Consider the following 17318-nt stretch of genomic DNA (forward strand, 5'->3'; position numbering starts at 1 on the left):
AAACATGACTCGGTTACATTATCTGCATGACCGAACTCGAGACAGAGCGCGCCTACGTCGACGAGTGCAGGAAGGGGCTCCAGCGCATGCTCGACGGAGCCCGCCACAACGTCATCGTCGGCGAGAGCGTCGCGGGCGACCGCTACAGCGCCGAGCGGCTGGGCCGCCACCTCAAGAGCCTGGCGAAGGAGCTCGGCGAGGCCCCCGAAGGGCCGCCGTTCTTCGGCCGCCTCGACCTGGAGGACGGCCACCGCCACTACCTCGGCCGCCGCCACATCTCAGGAGAGACGGGACAGCCGCCCGTCGTGATCGACTGGCGGGCTCCCGTCTCCACGGCGTTCTACCGCGCCCACGCGGGAGAGCGGCGAGGAGTGGCCATGCGCCGCAGGTACGGCTGGTCGGGCCTGACCCTCACCGGCTTCGAGGACGAACGCCTCGACGACGGCGAGCGGGTCGCCAGCCGGATCCTGGCCGCCGAGCTCGAGCGGCCCAGGGTCGGCCCGATGCGCGACATCGTCGCCACCATCCAGCCCGAGCAGGACGAGCTGGTCCGCGCCGAGCTGGAGGAGTCGATCTGCGTGCAGGGCGCGCCCGGCACGGGGAAGACGGCCGTAGGGCTGCACAGGGCGGCCTACCTGCTCTACGCCCACAGGCAGCGGCTCGAACGGCACGGCGTGCTGATCCTCGGGCCCAACCGCGCCTTCCTCGGCTACATCGGCGCCGTGCTGCCCGCGCTCGGCGAGGTCGACGTCGAGCAGACGACCGTCGACGAGCTGCTCCCGCGCACCCCTGTGAAGGGCGAGGACAGCGTCGAGGCCGCGGCCGTCAAGCACGACGAGAGGATGGCCGCGGTGCTCAGGCGGGCGCTGTACGGGCGCATCACCAAGCCGGTCGAGCCGGTGGCGGTGCGCGACGGCGCGTTCGTGTGGCGGGTGGCCGAGGACGAGCTCAGGCGCATCGTGGACCAGGCGCGGCGGGCGGCGCTGCCGTACAGGATCGGCAGGGAGAGGGTGCTCTCGCAGACGGTCGCGCTGGTACGGCGGCAGGCCGAGCTGCGGGGGCGCGCCGCCGACGCGCCCTGGCTGCGCAGGATGACCAGGGCGGTGACCCCCGCGGTCGAGGCGGTGTGGCCGAACGTGAAGCCGGAGGAGGTGCTGGCAGGGCTGCTGTCGGACCCGGCGCCGCACGCCGAGGGCCTCCTCAGCGCGCGGGAGCAGGCGGCGATCACCCGCCGCCGGCACGCCTGGACGGCGGCCGACGCGGTACTGCTCGACGAGCTGGCCGGGCTGCTCGACCATCCCAAGGGCTACGGTCACGTGATCGTCGACGAGGCGCAGGACCTGTCACCGATGCAGTGCCGCGCCATCGCCCGCAGGAGCGAGTACGGCTCGCTGACCGTCCTCGGCGACCTCGCCCAGGGCACCACTCCGTGGGCGGCCCGCGACTGGGCCGAGCAGATGAAGAACCTGGGCAAGCCGGACGCCAGAGTGATCGCGCTGACCACCGGCTTCAGGGTGCCCGCCGTGGTGGTCGAGCTGGCCAACAGGCTGCTGGACCAGCTCGGCGTGAACGTGCCGCCCACCCGCTCGTTCAGGTCCGACGGACGGCTGAAGCTGCGCGGGAGCGACGAGGTGGAGCTCGCCGTCAGGGAGGCGCTCGAGCACGAGGGCTCGATCGGCGTGATCGCCGCCGACGCCGCGCTGCCCGCGCTGGCGGCCAGGCTGGCCGCGCACGGCATCGACGACGAGCGGGTGAGCGTGATGCCGGCCAGCCTGGTCAAGGGCCTGGAGTACGACCACGTGGTGGTGGTCGAGCCCGCGGCGGTCGTCGCCGCCGAGCCGCGCGGGCTCAACCGGCTCTACGTGGTGCTCACCAGGGCCGTCTCCAGGCTCGACGTCATCGGAGCGCTTCCCGTACCCGCAGGGTCGCCCTGACGACGTTGGCGAGCGACGCCTCCACCTGCTCGTAGGTGCGCGTCTTCAGGCCGCAGTCGGGGTTGACCCACAGCCGCTCGGCGGGCAGCACGTCGAGCGCGGCCTTCAGCAGCGCCTCCACCTCCTCCGCCGAGGGGACCCGAGGGGAGTGGATGTCGTAGACCCCCGGGCCGAGCCCGCGCGGGAAGCCCTCCGGCGCGGGCGCGCCCGACCTGGCCGACTCGATCGTGGTCACGTCGGCGTCGAGCGCGTCGATCGCGGAGATGATCTGCTCGGCGTCGGAGTAGCACAGGTGGGTGTGGATCTGGGTGCGGTCGGCAGCCACCGAGGTGGCCCTGCGGTAGGCGGCGACCGCCCACTGCAGGTAGGACGGCTGGGCGGCGGCGCGCAGCGGCAGCAGCTCGCGCAGCGCGGGCTCGTCCACCTGGATGACGGAGATGCCCTCCGCCTCCAGGTCGCGCACCTCCCGCGCGATGGCGTCGGCGACCTGGAAGGTCACCTCGCGCAGCGGGAGGTCGTCGCGGACGAACGACCACGCGACGATCGTGACGGGGCCTGTCAGCATGCCCTTCACGGGCTTCGCGGTCAGCGACTGCGCGTACCGCGCCCATCTCACGGTGATCGGCGAGGGCCTGCCGACGTCGCCGTGCAGCAGGGGAGGGCGGGTGCAGCGCGAGCCGTACGACTGGACCCAGCCGTGCTCGGTCACCGCGAAGCCGTCGAGGTGCTCGGCGAAGTACTGCACCATGTCGTTGCGCTCGGGCTCGCCGTGCACCAGGACGTCGAGGCCGAGCCGCTCCTGGAGCCTGATCGCGCGCTCGATCTCCCCCTCGACCAGCGCCTCGTAGCTCGCCCGAGGCAGCGAGCGGTCGGCGCGGGCCGCCCTCAGCCGCGCGGTCTGGGGGAAGGAGCCGATCGTGGTGATCGGCAGCTTCGGCAGCCCGAGATGCTCGGCCTGCGCTTGCGCCCTGACCTCGTAGGGGCTGCGCGCCCTCGCCTCGGCCCGCTCGGCGCCCGCCGGAGCCGCCGCACTCGTGGGGGCGGGCGTCGCTCCCTCGGCGAACAGCCGCGCCAGGGCGACCACCTCAGCCACCTTCTCCTCTGCGAAGGCCAGGCGCTCGCGAAGGGCCGGATCCAGCCGCTCCTCCACCGCGAGGCTGTAGGGCACGTGCTGCAGCGAGCACGAGGTGCTCACCACGATCTCGCCGGCCCGTACGGCACGCAGCGCCGCCAGCGCCTCCGCCTCGCGGGTGCGCCAGACGTCACGCCCCGACACCACCCCCGCGAACACCGTCCTGCCGGGAAGCTCGATCGGCAGGCTCCCGCGCACGAGGTCGACGCCGATCCCCTCGACCGGCGTGCCCGCCAGCACGGGCAGCGCCTCGCCCAGGTCGCCGAAGTAGGCCGCCACCAGGAGCGAGGGCCTGGACGGCCACGCGCACAGCCGCTCGTAGGCCGCCCGCACCGCCTCCAGCTCCTCCTTCGTCCTGTCGCAGACCAGCGCGGGCTCGTCGAGCTGCACCCATGACACGCCCTCGGCGGCCAGCGCCGACAGCAGCTCCTCGTAGCACCCGAGCACCTCGTCGAGCCGCTCCAGCGCCCCCGCCAGCAGCACGAACGTCACAGGTCCGAGCACCACGGGCCTGGTGTCGAACCCCAGCGCCCTGGCCTGGCGTACCTCGCCGACGGGCTTGGACGCGTCCAGCCGGAACACCGTCGAAGGGGAGATCTCCGGCACGAGGTAGTGGTAGTTGGTGTCGAACCACTTGGTCATCCGCAGCGGCGCCAGGCCCTGGGTGCCGCGCGCCATCGCGAAGTACGGATCCTCGGCCTCGCGGTAGCGCTCGGGCACCGCTCCCAGCATCACCGCCGTGTCGAGCACCTGGTCGTAGAGGGAGAAGGTGTTGGAGGGCAGCGCGTCGAGCCCCAGCTCGGCCAGCCGTCGCCAGGTCTCCTCGCGCAGGCCGGCTCCTACCTGGTCGAGCTCGTCACGGGTGATCCGCCCGTCCCAGTAGGACTCGAGGGCCCGCTTCAGTTCACGGTTCGGGCCGATCCTCGGATAGCCCAGCACGGTCGTTATCATGCCGCCCACCCAACACGCGATCTCCGTCCGGATGCATCATCTATTCATGCTGCTTATGCTTCGGGAGATCCAGTGCTTCGCGAAGGTCGCCGCGCTGCTCAGCTTCTCGCGGGCGGCCGCCGACCTGGGCCTGTCGCAGCCCGCCGTGAGCCAGGCCGTCACCCGGCTGGAGAACGCCGTGGGTCTGCGCCTGTTCGACAGGACGGCCAGGCAGGTACGGCTGACGCCCGAGGGCAAGGCGCTGCTCGCCCACGCCCACCAGGTGCTCGACGGTGTGACCGCCTTCAGCCGTGAGGCGGCGCGGCTGGCCCAGCCTGTCATTCACCTGGCTTATCCACCGCTGGCAGGACCGCTCGTCGCCAGGGTGGCGAGACGGCTCGCGGCGAGGGGCATCGCCATCGAGCTCGCGACGGCGGGGCGGGGCGCGGCGGCGCGGGCGCTCGACGCGGGCGAGGTGTCGGCCGCGATCGTGGCCGTCCCCGCGCCGCCCAGGTTCGGCACGGGGGCGAGGTTCCACGTCACGGTGGACCGGCTGGCCGTACCCGTGGACCATCCGTGGCGCTCAGGGGTCGCCGCCGCCGACCTCGGCGACCGTGACCTGCTGATTCCCGGCGGACGGTGGGCCGGGCTGCCGGGCAGGCACAGGCAGGTGGCCGAGGACGACTTCGCCGCCGCGCTCGACCTGGTCGCCGCAGGTGCGGGGCTGCTGCCGATCCCGCAACTGGTGGCCAGGACCGTGCGCCGCGACGACGTGAGGTTCGTGCCGCTGGACGTGGCCGACCTGCGCCTCACCTACACGCTGGCGTGGGCGGGCGAGAGCGTCAGGCCTGAGCTGATGGCGCTGGTGCAGGCGGTGCAGCAGGCGCTATGGACCCGGTGATGTTCTTCAGCGCCTCGCGGCGGCTCAGGCCGGTGATGCCCTTCGCGTCGACGTAGCGGACGACCTCGCGGGGATTGGTCTTGGCGTACTCGCGCAGCGCCCACCCGATCGCCTTGCGGGCGAAGAAGTCGATGTCGGACAGGCTCGGCTCGATGCAGGCGTAGAGCAGCGCGGTGTCGGTGCGCGCCTTGAACCTGTTCTGGCTCAGGATCGCGGTGCGGCGCTTCCACAGGTCATCGCAGTGGGCCCACTCCAGCAGCAGCGGGCGCATCGCGTCGGGATAGGCGGCGAGCAGCCCGCCGATCCTGTGCGTGGCCAGTTCGTCGACCAGGTCCCACCAGGCGCCTGTGACGATCATCTCCTCGTACATCGGGACCGTATAGAGGGACTGCCACGGACGGTAGTAGCGAAAGCCCGACAGCTCGATCGCGGCGTAGCGCTCCTCGCGGTACTCGGCCTCGCGCCACAGCTCCAGCACCGCGCGCCGCCACTCGGGAGCCGCCTCGAGCCGCTGCCCGGCGAAGACCCTCTTCAGGGCCGTCCGCCGCGGCCCCGCCTGCACGCCGAGGAAGGGCAGATCCGACTTCATGTACGCCTGCATGGCCGCGGCCTTGTCGGGCTCGGCGACCTCCTGCAGCGCGAGCCGCACCGCCTTGCGGAGGCTCATGCCTGCGGCTGCGTGGACCGCTCGCCGGTGGCCAGGCCGTCGAAGAGCACCGTGATGTAGTGCTCGGCCAGGCCGGTGGTGTTGAGCCTGCCGCCGGGGCGGAACCAGCGCACGGCGACCCAGATGGTGTCGCGGATCATGCGGTAGGTGAGCTTCGGGTCGACGTCGGCGCGGAACTGCCCCGCCGCCTGGCCCGCCTTGATCTGCCGCACCCACATCTGCTCCACGTCGTCCTCGGCCTTGACGAGGTAGTTGAAGCGGGGGAACTGGCGCAGGTAGTTCCAGTCGTTCTGCATGACCGTGATCGCGGCGCGGTGGGGCTCCAGTGTGCCGAACCCGATGCGCACCATCTCCGACAGCACCGCGCGTGGTTCGCCGCCGCTCTCGAGCGCCGCGCGGTAGCGGGCGATGAGGTCGTCGAGGAAGGTGGAGAGCACCTCGTCGACAATTGTCTCTTTTGAGTCGAAATGGTGGTAGAGACTTCCGGAGAGGATGCCCGCCTCGTTGGCGATCTCGCGAACGGTCGTCGCCTGGAAGCCCTTGCGCGCGAAGATCTCCGCGGCGAGTTTCACGAGGTGGTCACGGCGCTCGGAGGCCGATCCCGACGCGGTGGCGCGCTTGGTCTTCGGGGGTGCGGCGGTGGCGTTCTTTCGCGTGGTCACCTTTCCATTATGAGCCCTTGCGCAATCGCTTGTTCACCCAACACCCGCAGCTCACACGCGGTTCCTATCTGAACCAAGCGCTTGCTAGTGTGGGTGGCATGAGCGAGGCCTACATCGTCGCCGCCGTCAGGACCCCCGTGGGGCGCAGGAACGGCGGGCTGGCGGGGGCGCACCCCGCCGACCTGGGCGCCCACGTCATCAACCAGGTCGTCTCGGGCGTCGACCCCGCCGCCGTCGACGACGTGATCTTCGGCTGCGTCGACACGGTGGGACCGCAGGCGGGAGACGTGGCCCGCACCTGCTGGCTGGCCGCGGGCCTGCCGGAGGAGGTGCCAGGCGTGACCGTCGACAGGCAGTGCGGCTCCTCCCAGCAGGCGCTGCACTTCGCCGCCCAGGCGGTGCTGTCCGGCACCGCCGACCTGGTCGTGGCCGGCGGGGTGCAGAACATGAGCATGGTGCCGATGTCCTCCGCCATGGCCTTCCCCGGGTTCGACACGCCGTTCTCGGGCTCCAAGGGCTGGGCCGCGCGGTACGGCACGCAGGAGATCTCCCAGTTCGCCGGCGCCGAGCGGATCGCCGCCGAATGGGCACTGTCCCGCGAGGAGATGGAGGCGTTCGCCCTGTCCTCGCACGAGCGGGCGCTGCGCGCCATCGACACCGGGCGCTTCGAGCGGGAGATCGCGCCCTACGAGGGCGTCGCCGTCGACGAGGGGCCGCGCAGGGACACCTCGAAGGAGAAGATGGCCTCGCTGCGCACCCTCCTGCCCGGCGGCTCGCTGACCGCCGCGCTGTCGTCGCAGATCTCCGACGGGGCCGCGGCGCTGCTCGTCGCGTCGGAGCGGGCCGTACGCGAGCACGGTCTGACGCCCCGTGCCCGCGTCCACCACCTGTCGGTGAGGGGCGCCAGCCCCGTCGTGATGCTCGACGCCCCCATCCCCGCGACCGCGCACGCCCTGGCCAGGGCCGGCATGTCCATCTCCGACCTCGACGCCGTCGAGATCAACGAGGCGTTCGCCTCGGTCGTGCTGGCCTGGCTCAAGGCGACGGGCGCCGACCCCGCGGTGGTCAACCCCAACGGGGGCGCCATCGCCCTCGGGCACCCTCTCGGCGCGACGGGCGCGGTGCTGGCGGTGAAGCTGATCCACGAGTTGGAGCGCGTGGGCGGGCGCTACGGGCTGCAGACCATGTGCGAGGGCGGCGGCCAGGCCAACGTGACCATCATCGAGCGCCTCTGACTTGTGCCAGGCGGAGAAGAACGTTTTAATCCGCTGACGTCACACTTCGACGCAGAGGAGCTCACGTGATCGTCTACGGCGGCGACTGGAACCCCGAGCAGTGGCCGGAGGAGACCTGGTCCGAGGATGTCGTCCTCATGCGCGAGGCGGGGGTCACCCGGGTGAGCGTCGGCATCTTCGCCTGGTCGCACCTGGAGCCCGAGGAGGGCAGGTACGACTTCGCCTGGTTCGACAGGATCCTCGACCTGCTGGGCGAGCACGGCATCGAGGCCTGCCTCGCCACCCCCACCGCCGCCCCTCCTCCGTGGTTCGGCCACACCTATCCCGAGGCGCTGCCCGTGGACAGGGACGGGCGCAGGGTTCACCACGGCAGCAGGCAGGGCTTCTGCCCGAGCTCGCCGATCTACAGGGACAGGGCGCTGCGCATCGCGGAGAAGGTCGCCGACCGCTACCGCGACCACGAGGCCGTGGTCATGTGGCACGTGCACAACGAGTACGGCTGCCACAACGCGCGCTGCTACTGCGACGCCTCGGCGGAGGCCTTCCGCGCCTGGCTGTGTGAACGCTATCAATCGCTGGACGCGCTCAACGACGCGTGGGGCACCGCGTTCTGGTCGCAGCGCTACTCCGACTGGGCGCAGATCCTGCCGCCGAGGATCACGTCCTTCCTCACCAACCCCGCGCACGAGCTCGACTTCAAGCGCTTCTCCTCCGACGCCCTCGTCAGCCTCTACCGGGCCGAGCGCGCCCTGCTCGGTCCCAAGCCGGCCACCACGAACCTGATGGCGGGCGCGCACTGGGACATGGACTGCTGGAGCTTCGCCGAGGCCGTGGACGTCGTCGCCACCGACCACTACCTCATCGGCGAGCACCCCCACGAGGACCTCGCCTTCGCCGCCGACTACGCCCGCTCGCTCAACGGCGGCAGGCCGTGGCTGCTGATGGAGCACTCGACGAGCGCGGTCAACTGGCAGGGCCTCAACCTGGCCAAGGACCCTGGGGAGCTGCGCCGCAACTCCCTCGCGCACCTGGCGAGGGGCGCCGACGCGATCATGTTCTTCCAGTGGCGGCAGTCGAGGGCGGGCGCGGAGAAGTGGCACTCGGCGATGCTGCCCCACGCGGGCACCGACACCAAGATCTGGCGCGAGACCGTCGCCCTCGGCGCGGAGCTCAAGTCGCTGCGCGACGTCTCGGGCAGTACGGTCGCCGCCGACGTCGCCATCCTGCTCGACCACGACAGCGTCTGGGCCCAGGACCACCCCGCCCAGCCGACGGACCGCCTGAAGCCCGTCGAGGTGATCAAGGAGTGGCACGCCGCGCTCTGGCGTGCGGGGATCACCTGCGACATCGCCAGGCCCGAGCACGATCTGTCCGGCTACCGGCTGGTCGTGGCGCCCTCGCTCTACCTGGTCTCCGACGAGGGCGCGGCCAACCTGGAGAACTTCGTCGCGGCGGGCGGCGTGGCGCTGGTCGGGCCGTACTCGGGGATCGTCGACCCCCATGACCGCGTCAGGCTCGGCGGCTACCCCGGCGCCTTCCGCGACCTGCTCGGGGTGAGCGTCGAGGAGTTCTTCCCCCTGACCGAGCCGATCGCGCTGGCGGGGGGAGGCGTGGGCAGGATCTGGAGCGAGCAGGCCCGCCTGACCACCGCCAAGGCCCTGGACACCTACCGCGACGGCCGGCCCGCCTGGACCCGCAACGAGTGGGGCGGCGGCACCGCCCACTACCTCACCACCCTGCCCGCCGACCTGTCCCCGATCATGGCCAGGGTCTGCGAGGAGGCGGGCGTCACCCCTGCGGCGCAGGCCCCTCCGGGGGTCGAGGTCGTCCGCCGCACCCACCCCGACGGCCGCTCCTACCTGTTCGCCATCAACCACACCGACGAGGACGCCGTGGTCGAAGGGGTAGCCGTCCCCGCGGGCGACGTGGTGGTGACAGGCCCCTGACCGCTACTGGGTCCAGGGCCGACGGGGTAGGACCAGCCCGGCCCGATGCCGTCATCCAGGATGTTGCTGATGCCCCAGCCGTGTCCGTTGACGTGCTCGGTCATGGACTTCTGGAAACGGCTCAGCGGACGTCGACGGGCCGGCAGATGACGCACAGGCAGGGGAGGCTCAGTCACCCGCGTCAGTATGCCGGGCGCTCAGGGGCTCGCCGGAGCGCATGGCCTCTTGGGCCTTGTGCATGGCCGAGGCCATGGTCGTCAGCTCCTGCCTGGAGAGGAGGTCGATCAGGAATCTGCGGACCACCTCGACGTGCCCGGGGGCCGTCTTCTCGAGGTGGCGCATGCCTTCGGCGGTGAGCACCGCGAGCACGCCCCTGTCGTCGCCGGGGCAGGTGGTGCGCTCGACCAGGCCCCGCTTCTCCAGCTGGGTGACCTGGTAGGTGAGCCCGCTCTTGGAGACCACCACCCTGCGCGCCAGCTCGGTCATCCGCAGCCGGCGCTCGGGTGAGGCCGACAGGATGGCCAGGATCTCGAACTGCGGGTGCGTCAGCCCCGCCGCGCTCTTCAGCTGCTCCTCGATGCGTCTGTCCAGCAGGTGTGAGGCGGTGAGGAACGCCTGCCACGCCGACATCTCCTCGGCGTCCAGCCATCGCGACTCGCTCACCTTGTCAGTGTATGACTTGTTCGAAGTTGAACGACCGCTTATGGTTGTTGTTCAAACTCGAACGAAATTGTGAGGAACCAATGGCTCGATCCATCACGCTGCTGCTCGCCAGAGTGGCTGTGGGAGTGACCTTCCTCGTCCACGGCTGGATGAAGTTCACGTCCATGGGGATCTCGGGGACGACGGCCTTCTTCGAGCAGGTCGGCATCCCGCTGCCGGGTCTGGCCGCGCCCGCCGTCGCCGTGCTGGAGGTGGTCGGCGGCATCGCGCTCATCGTCGGCGCGGCGCTGCCCGTCTTCGGTGTCCTGCTCGCCCTGAACATGGTCGGCGCCATCGTCTTCGTCCACCTCGCCAACGGCTTCCTGGCCGACAAGGGCGGCATCGAGTTCCCGATGGCCCTCGCGGCGGCCTGCCTCGCTCTGGCGTTCACGGGCGGCGGCGCGCTCGCCGTCGACCGTCTCTGGCAGAAGAGCAGGGCCGACGTCGCCGCCTGACTAGCATCGGAGGATGCCGAATCCGTTCACTCTGGGGGTCGCGTCAGGCGAACCCCTACCGGATGGCGTGATCCTCTGGACCAGGCTGACCGGTCTGTCCCGCCCCGCCGACGTGCGGTGGCAGGTGGCAGAGGACGACCGCTTCGCCAAAGTCATCAGGCAGGGTGTCGCGAGGGCGCAGCCCGCATGGGCGCACAGCGTCCACGTGAAGGTCGAGGGGCTGCGGGCCGCGACCGACTACTTCTACAGGTTCAGGTCCGGCGGCGAGCTCAGCCCCGCCGGACGTACCAGAACGGCCCCCGGCCCGACATCCACGCAGCCGGTCAGGTTCGCCGCCGCGAACTGCCAGCGCTTCGAGCACGGCTGGTACACCGCCTACAGGCACCTGGCCGACGAGCGTCCCGACGTGGTCTTCCATCTCGGCGACTACATCTACGAGTACGCCAGACCCGCCCACGGCGTGCGCCGCGTCGACCCCGCAGACGAGACCACCACGCTGGCCGGCTACCGCGCCCGCTACGCCGGCTACAGGAGCGACCCCGACCTGCGGGCCGCCCACGCCGCCGCCCCCTGGGTGCCGGTCTGGGACGACCACGAGGTCATGGACAACTACCACGGCAGGGGCGACGGCTCCGACCGCTTCCTCAGGCGCAGGGCCGCGGCCTACCAGGCCTACTACGAGCACATGCCGCTGCGGGTGCGCCCACGCGACGGCGGCCTGCAGATGTACCGCAGGCGCACCTACGGCGTGATCGCCGACTTCATGGCCCTGGACGTGCGGCAGTTCCGTGGCCCTGCCACCATGCTCGGCGCCGAGCAGGAGGCGTGGCTGGTGGCCAGGCTGGCCGCCACGCCCGTCAGGTGGCGGGTCCTGGTCCAGCCGCTCTTCTTCACCAGGAGGTTCGTGCCAGGCCCCGCGCCCAACCTGCGCAAGGAGTCGTGGGACGGCCAGCCCGAGCAGCGCGCCCGCCTGCTCGCCGCCGTCTCGCAGAACCTCGTGGTGCTCAGCGGCGACGTGCACAACGCGTGGGCGGGCGACATCGTGACCGGCGCGGGCGTGACGGTCGGCGCGGAGTTCGTCGGCTCGGCGATCAGCAGCAACCCGCCGGTCACCGACGGCCCGGGGGTCCTGGCGGCCAACCCGCACCTGCGCTACTTCGACGCCCACCGCGGCTACCTGTCAGGTACGGCGAGCGCCACCGACTTCCGGGTCGCCTTCCGAGGGGTGGACCACGTCGACAGGAAGGGCGCCCCCGTCCGCACACTCGCCGAGTTCGTCACGGAGGGACGTGGAATCAGACGCGTTGACGTCTGAAAATGCCTCTAGAAAATAGGAAACTTTCCTATTAGATTTCGGTCATGCCCAAGCCTGGCCGCGACTTGCTTCGCCTTGCCGACTCCGTCATCCTTCCGGGTTTCGTCGGGACGGCGCCCCCCGACTGGCTCCGCCGCCGACTGTCAGAAGGGCTGGCGGGGGTGGTGCTCTTCTCCCGCAACATCACAGGGCCCGCCCAGGTGGCCGAGTTGACGGCGGCGCTGCGCGCGGAGAACCCCTCGGCGCTGGTGGGCGTGGACGAGGAGTCGGGCGAGGTGACCAGGCTGGAGGTCGCCAAGGGCAGCAGCCGCCCCGGCAACTACGCGCTGGGCGTGGTGGACGACGTCGCGCTCACCGAGGAGCTCGCCCGCGACCTCGGCAGGGACCTGGCGGCCGCGGGGATCAGCATCGACTTCGCGCCCTCGGCCGACGTGAACTCCAATCCGGGAAACCCCGTCATCGGGCTGCGCGCGTTCGGTGCCGACCCCGAGCTGGTGGCCAGGCACACCAGGGCCTTCATCAGAGGCATGCAGGCGACGGGCGTGGCGGCGTGCGCCAAGCACTTTCCCGGCCACGGCGACACCTCCGTCGACTCCCACCACGGGGTGCCGGTGGTGGCGGGGGAGATCGAGGAGCATCTGCGCCCTTTCCGCGCGGCCATCGAGGAGGGTGTCAGATCGATCATGACGGGACACCTTCTCGTGCCCCGCTACGACCCCTCGACCCCCGCCACGCTCAGCCCGCACGTGCTGACCGCGCTGCTCCGTGACGAGCTGGGCTTCGAGGGCGTGGTCATCACCGACGGGATCGAGATGGCCGCCGTCTCCGGCGCGTACGGCGTCGGCGGCGCCTCGGCGATGGCCGTCACGGCAGGGGCAGACGCGATCTGCGTGGGGGGCGAGCGGTCGGACGAGGCGACGGCCGCCGAGGTGCGCGACGCGATCGCGCTGGCGGTGATGGAGGGCAGACTGCCCGAGGAGCGCCTGGCCGAGGCCGCCGGCCGGGTGACAGGGCTCGGCGCGTGGTCGGCCGCGGCCCGCGCCGCCCACGCCCAGGCCGCCCGCGAAGGCGACGGACGCGTGGAGGGCGAGATCGGGCTCATCGCCGCCAGACGGGCGGTCAAGGTCACCCGCAGGTCCTCCGCGCCCGTCCTGCCGATCACCGTCGCCGCCCAGGTCGTGGAGTTCGCCCCCGAGATGAACCTGGCCATCGACAAGGGCACCCCGTGGGGCGTCGGCGAGCCGCTGGGCAAGCTGCTGCCGGGCACGACCGTCGCCCGCCTCACCGCCGAGGAGTCACGCGCCGCCGTACTGGAGGATCTGCTGCGGTCCTCTGCCGACCGCCCGCTGGTGATCGTCGCGCGCGACGCGCACCGCTACCCGTGGCAGGCCGAGGCGATCGGCCACCTGCTCAGCGCCCGCGGCGACGCCGTGGTGGTGGAGATGGGCCTGCCCGAGCGCTCCGACCTCGGCGCGGTGCACATCGCCACGTACGGCTCGGCCCGCGTCTGCGGGCAGGCCGCCGCCGAGGTGATCACGGGTACGCTCTGACGTCGTGAACTTCGACGGCGAGGACCTCTCCGGCACATCACTGACCGAGCGGCTGAAGGGCGACGAGCCACACGTCTTCCGCGAGTGCGACCTCACCGAGACCGACCTGTGGGGAGCGTCGCTCGCGGGGGCCAGGTTCGAGTCGTGCGTGCTGGAGCAGACTGACTTCCGCAAGGCCGACCTCGACGGCGCGGTGTTCACGGGCGGCGGCGGGCTGCGCACCAGGTTCACCGACGCCGACCTGCTCGACGCCGCCTTCACCGACGTCGACCTGTCCTCGGCGCACTTCGGCGGCGCGCTGATGACCGACGCCTCGTTCACCGGCTGCCGGATGATCGGCGCCTCGCTCACCGGATCGAGGGGCACGGGCTTCCGTCTCTCCCGCTCCAACCTGATCATGGCCAACCTCGGCGGCTGCACGCTGCGCGGTCAGCTGCTCGAAGGCATCAGGTTCGACGACGCCGACCTGTCGGGCTGCGACTTCACCGAGGCGGTCTTCAGCGACTGCCGCCTGACCGGCACCAAGGTGCTGAGGGCGGTGTTCGCCAAGGCCGACCTGCGCGGCGCCGACCTCGGCGAGCCCGACGACGCCAAGGTGCGCGCCCTGGCAGGCGCGGTCATCAACCAGGCGCAGGCCAACGCCATCCTCGGGGCGCGCGGCCTCACGGTCGTGTGATGCGCCCCAGCGTCGCCTCCGCCTCGGCCATGATCCTGGTGATCAGCTCCTCGCACGAGGGCAGGTCGTCGAGCACGCCGACCACCTGACCCGAGGCCATGACGCCGAGATCGGTTCGGCCCTCGACCATGGCGGCCCTGAGCAGCACGGGGGTGTTGGCGGCCTGCAGCACCTGGGCCCAGGTCAGCTCCCTGCCCCGCCGCATCCTGCGGCCCTCGCCGATCAGCTGCGCCCAGGTCAGCCCGGACAGCCGTTTGAAGCGGGCCCCGTTGACCACCGCGCGCAGCAGCCTCGTGCGTTCGAGCGAGGCGACGAACGGAGTGGCGAGCACCCGGTGCGGCACGCCGTCCACCTTGCGGGTCACCAGGGTGTCGGTGGAGTCGAGGTAGAGCCGCTTGACCGCGTCGGGGACGGGGGAGTCCCGGGTGAGCAGGAAGCGGGTGCCCATGGCGATGCCCGCCGCGCCGTACGCCATGGCCGCCACAAGGCCGCGGCCGTCGAAGAAGCCGCCCGCCGCGATGACGGGGATGTCGACGGAGTCGACGACCTGGGGCAGCAGCAGCGTGGTGGGGATCGGCCCGGTGTGCCCGCCGCCCTCGCCGCCCTGCACGATCACCGCGTCCACGCCCCATGCGGCGACCTTCTCCGCGTGGCGGCGCGCGCCGACGGACGGGATGGTGACCACGCCCGCCTCCTTCAGCCGCGCGATGAGCTCCCTTCGCGGGGCCAGGGCGAAGGAGGCCACGCGGACGCCCTCGCGGATCAGCACCTCGACCCGCTCGGCCGCGTCGGCGGCGTCGGAGCGCAGGTTGACGCCGAAGGGCTGGTCGGTGCGGTGCTTCACCTCGCGGATCGCCGTCGTCATCTGCTCGAGCGACATGGTCGCGGCGGCGATGACGCCGAGCCCTCCCGCGCGGGAGGTGGCCGCGGCCAGGCGGGCGCCCGCGACGTAGCCCATGCCGGTCTGGACGATCGGATGGCGGCAGCCGACGAGGTCGGTGAGCGCGGTCCTCACATCGCCTCGCGCAGGTTGCCGGGGTCGAGCGCCTCCAGGACGCGCAGCTCCTCCTCGGTGGGGCCGCGGGTGGTGGGCACGTCGGGCGGGATCACCAGCTCGAAGCCCGTCGCGTCGACCACCTCCTCGACGCTCACCCCCGGATGGACCGAGACCAGCCGCATCGAGCCGTCGGGCGTGCGCAGGTCGAGCACCGCCAGGTTCGTCACCACCCTGCGCAGCAGCGGCCCTCCCACGCCCGAGACCATGTCCACCCTCTCGACGAAGACGCGGGGGGAGTGGCGGGGGATCCAGTAGCTCGTGGGACAGCACACCGTGTTGCCCGGCGCCCCCCGCACGCCGAGGAGCTGCGCCTTCGGGCGCTCCCACGCGCCGATGCAGGAGATGTTGGTGTTGCCGGACCTGTCGATCTGCGAGGCGCCCATGAACACGTGCCGCCTGCCGGTCAGCACCAGCCACAGATGGTCGCGGAAGGGCAGCCAGCCCTCCGTCACCTGGGGATCGTCGCCCGTCAGGTGGCAGACCCCGTCGGTGGTCAGCAGGTCGGGCTCGAACGTCATCCTGGCCAGCCGCGCCCCCAGCGTCGTGATCGGCCCGCCGATCCCCGCCGCGAGGATCTCCCCGTCGCCCCTGAACGCCTCCGCGCAGGCGACGACGCACACATCAGCCCTGCTCATCGTGGTACTCCAGCCATGGGGTCGTCGCGTAACGCCGCTGTTCGGCCTCGTCCCTGCCGTAGTCGGGCTCGCACGAGGTGAACCCGGCCCCTCCGGGCGCCTCGACCACCCCCGTGACGAACGTCCTGCTGATGAGCAGCGACTGGACGGGCCCCTCCTTCAGCAGGTCCGCGCTGTCCACGACCCGCTCGCAGGAGACGTAACAGCTCGTGGCTGCCTTGGCGTACAGATCGTCGAAGTAGGGGTCGGGGCCGAGGTACTGCGCGTTGCCCCGCCGGTCCGCCCTGTTGAGGTGCACCAGCGCCACGTCCATGGTCAGCGCGGGCACCGCCACCAGGTCCTCCTCCGTGTACGGCGAGCGCACCGTTCTCAGCCCCCGGTTGACCCGCATGACGTCGGAGCCGAGCCCTGCCCTCGTCGGCAGGAACGGCAGCCGGTGCGCCGCGGCGAGCAGGCCGAACATGAACATGCCCTCGTCGTACTCCACGAACTCGATCGAGCCCTGCTGCCGTGCGGCTCTGAAGTGGGGCTCCAGCGGGATGGTGTCGAGGGTGACGAAGGGGGCGACGACCCTGCGGACCCTGCCCGCCGCGCACAGCATGCCGACGTCGGCGCCGCCGTACGAGATGATCGTCAGGTCGGTCACGGGGGTGTCGAGCAGCGCTCTGACCAGGGCCATCGGCTTGCGGCGCGAGCCCCAGCCGCCGACGCCGACGGTCATCCCGCTCTCGATCCGCGCCGCCACCTCGGCGGCCGTCATGACCTTGCTCACCCGAGGAACCTCTCCCTGTGCTCGTCGCCCGCGCCCACGAGGTTGAGCTCGAAGGTGAGGCCCTGCTCGAATCGGTAGCTGCGCTTGACGTCCACAGGGTCGATGCCGTTGAGCGACTCCTTGGCCCGGCGGATCACGTAGGGGTCCTTCTCGGCGATGACCCGCGCGACGGCCAGAGCCGCCTCGCGAAGTCTGTCGCGCGGGGTCACCTCGAGCACCGAGCCGAAGGCGTGCAGTTCATGGGCGGTGACGTTCCTGCACGTGTAGACCATGGCGCGCATGAGGTGCTGCGGCACCAGCCTGGCAAGGTGCGTCGCCGCGCCCAGCGCGCCCCTGTCCACCTCGGGCAGCCCGAAGTAGGCGTCCTCGCTGGCCAGCACGATGTCGGCGTTGCCCGCCAGGCCGACCCCGCCGCCCAGGCAGAAGCCGTGCACCGCGGCCACCACCGGCACCTCGCAGTCGTAGACGGCGGCGAAGGCCCGGTAGCAGCCCCTGTTCGCCTCGACCAGCGCGGTGTGGCCCCGCGTCGCCTGCATCTCCTTGATGTCGACGCCCGCGTTGAACCCGCGTCCCTCCGCCCGCAGCACCACGACTCTGGTCGAGGGGTCCTGCCCCGCCGTCTGTACGGCACGGGCCAGGTCGTTCCAGTCGCGCACGCGCAGGGCGTTGACCGGGGGGACGTCGACGACCACCTCGGCGATCGGCCCGGAGTGCGTCGTGATGGCCATGGCGCTCCTGTCGATACCTAA

General features: G+C 71.5%; 16 protein-coding genes. 8 read left to right on the forward strand and 8 right to left on the reverse strand.

The window, feature by feature from the left end; translation table 11 throughout:
* The first annotated feature begins 26 nt into the window (after window positions 1-26).
* Window positions 27-1934, forward strand: coding sequence for a HelD family protein (locus tag ABFX50_RS21510; protein WP_346148947.1), 1908 nt, complete (start codon window positions 27-29; stop codon window positions 1932-1934).
* Here ABFX50_RS21510 and metE read toward each other — a convergent pair.
* The gene (metE, locus tag ABFX50_RS21515) at window positions 1897-4017 is read right to left on the reverse strand and encodes a 5-methyltetrahydropteroyltriglutamate--homocysteine S-methyltransferase (protein WP_346148949.1); all 2121 of its coding nucleotides are present in this window, start codon (window positions 4015-4017) and stop codon (window positions 1897-1899) included. The genes ABFX50_RS21510 and metE overlap by 38 nt on opposite strands.
* A gap of 46 nt (window positions 4018-4063) precedes the next feature.
* Here metE and ABFX50_RS21520 point away from each other — a divergent pair, with 46 nt between their 5' ends.
* Window positions 4064-4897 carry a LysR family transcriptional regulator gene (locus tag ABFX50_RS21520; RefSeq protein WP_346148951.1) on the forward strand — a complete coding sequence of 278 codons (834 nt, stop codon included), beginning with the start codon at window positions 4064-4066 and terminating at the stop codon, window positions 4895-4897.
* Here the strand turns inward: ABFX50_RS21520 and ABFX50_RS21525 are convergent.
* Window positions 4839-5564 (reverse strand): DNA alkylation repair protein, encoded by a 726-nt coding sequence (locus tag ABFX50_RS21525; RefSeq protein ID WP_183657207.1) that lies wholly within the window; start codon window positions 5562-5564, stop codon window positions 4839-4841. The two genes, ABFX50_RS21520 and ABFX50_RS21525, sit on opposite strands and share 59 nt — an antisense overlap.
* Entirely contained in the window at window positions 5561-6226 is a 666-nt protein-coding gene (locus tag ABFX50_RS21530) for a TetR-type transcription factor C-terminal domain-containing protein (protein ID WP_183657210.1), read from the reverse strand. Before ABFX50_RS21530 ends, ABFX50_RS21525 begins: the two co-directional genes overlap by 4 nt.
* A gap of 98 nt (window positions 6227-6324) precedes the next feature.
* Between ABFX50_RS21530 and ABFX50_RS21535 the strand changes: the two genes are divergently transcribed.
* Together ABFX50_RS21535 and ABFX50_RS21540 are read left to right on the forward strand one after the other, a co-directional pair.
* Window positions 6325-7461, forward strand: coding sequence for an acetyl-CoA C-acetyltransferase (locus tag ABFX50_RS21535; RefSeq protein ID WP_346148954.1), 1137 nt, complete (start codon window positions 6325-6327; stop codon window positions 7459-7461).
* Between the two features lie 65 nt (window positions 7462-7526).
* Window positions 7527-9407 (forward strand): beta-galactosidase, encoded by a 1881-nt coding sequence (locus ABFX50_RS21540; protein WP_346148956.1) that lies wholly within the window; start codon window positions 7527-7529, stop codon window positions 9405-9407.
* Between the two features lie 168 nt (window positions 9408-9575).
* Here ABFX50_RS21540 and ABFX50_RS21545 read toward each other — a convergent pair whose 3' ends face one another.
* A complete protein-coding gene (locus ABFX50_RS21545) occupies window positions 9576-10070 on the reverse strand; it encodes a MarR family winged helix-turn-helix transcriptional regulator (RefSeq protein WP_346148958.1) in 495 nt (164 codons plus the stop codon).
* A gap of 80 nt (window positions 10071-10150) precedes the next feature.
* Between ABFX50_RS21545 and ABFX50_RS21550 the strand changes: the two genes are divergently transcribed.
* Genes ABFX50_RS21550 through ABFX50_RS21565 form a run of 4 tightly spaced genes read left to right on the forward strand, consistent with a single transcriptional unit; the run spans window position 10151 to window position 14105 of the window.
* Window positions 10151-10564 (forward strand): DoxX family protein, encoded by a 414-nt coding sequence (locus ABFX50_RS21550; protein ID WP_346148959.1) that lies wholly within the window; start codon window positions 10151-10153, stop codon window positions 10562-10564.
* 13 nt (window positions 10565-10577) lie between these two features.
* Window positions 10578-11879, forward strand: coding sequence for an alkaline phosphatase D family protein (locus tag ABFX50_RS21555; RefSeq protein ID WP_346148961.1), 1302 nt, complete (start codon window positions 10578-10580; stop codon window positions 11877-11879).
* Between the two features lie 44 nt (window positions 11880-11923).
* Window positions 11924-13429 (forward strand): glycoside hydrolase family 3 protein, encoded by a 1506-nt coding sequence (locus ABFX50_RS21560; RefSeq protein WP_346148963.1) that lies wholly within the window; start codon window positions 11924-11926, stop codon window positions 13427-13429.
* Between the two features lie 4 nt (window positions 13430-13433).
* Window positions 13434-14105: a pentapeptide repeat-containing protein gene (locus tag ABFX50_RS21565; RefSeq protein ID WP_183657238.1), complete on the forward strand. Its 672-nt coding sequence runs from the start codon at window positions 13434-13436 to the stop codon at window positions 14103-14105.
* Here ABFX50_RS21565 and ABFX50_RS21570 read toward each other — a convergent pair.
* The 4 genes from ABFX50_RS21570 to ABFX50_RS21585 are packed head-to-tail and all read right to left on the reverse strand — an operon-like array spanning window position 14092 to window position 17297.
* Window positions 14092-15120 (reverse strand): NAD(P)H-dependent flavin oxidoreductase, encoded by a 1029-nt coding sequence (locus ABFX50_RS21570; RefSeq protein ID WP_346148965.1) that lies wholly within the window; start codon window positions 15118-15120, stop codon window positions 14092-14094. The genes ABFX50_RS21565 and ABFX50_RS21570 overlap by 14 nt on opposite strands.
* Complete coding sequence (locus ABFX50_RS21575; RefSeq protein WP_346148967.1) at window positions 15117-15797, reverse strand: CoA-transferase subunit beta; 681 nt, start codon at window positions 15795-15797, stop codon at window positions 15117-15119. Before ABFX50_RS21575 ends, ABFX50_RS21570 begins: the two co-directional genes overlap by 4 nt.
* A complete protein-coding gene (locus ABFX50_RS21580) occupies window positions 15784-16557 on the reverse strand; it encodes a CoA transferase subunit A (RefSeq protein WP_346149033.1) in 774 nt (257 codons plus the stop codon). The genes ABFX50_RS21575 and ABFX50_RS21580 overlap by 14 nt, the downstream gene beginning before the upstream one ends.
* Window positions 16558-16565: 8 nt before the next feature.
* Window positions 16566-17297 carry an enoyl-CoA hydratase family protein gene (locus tag ABFX50_RS21585; protein ID WP_346148969.1) on the reverse strand — a complete coding sequence of 244 codons (732 nt, stop codon included), beginning with the start codon at window positions 17295-17297 and terminating at the stop codon, window positions 16566-16568.
* Window positions 17298-17318 lie beyond the last annotated feature (21 nt).

The organism is Nonomuraea recticatena, from assembly GCF_039533245.1.
GTDB lineage: Bacteria > Actinomycetota > Actinomycetes > Streptosporangiales > Streptosporangiaceae > Nonomuraea > Nonomuraea roseola.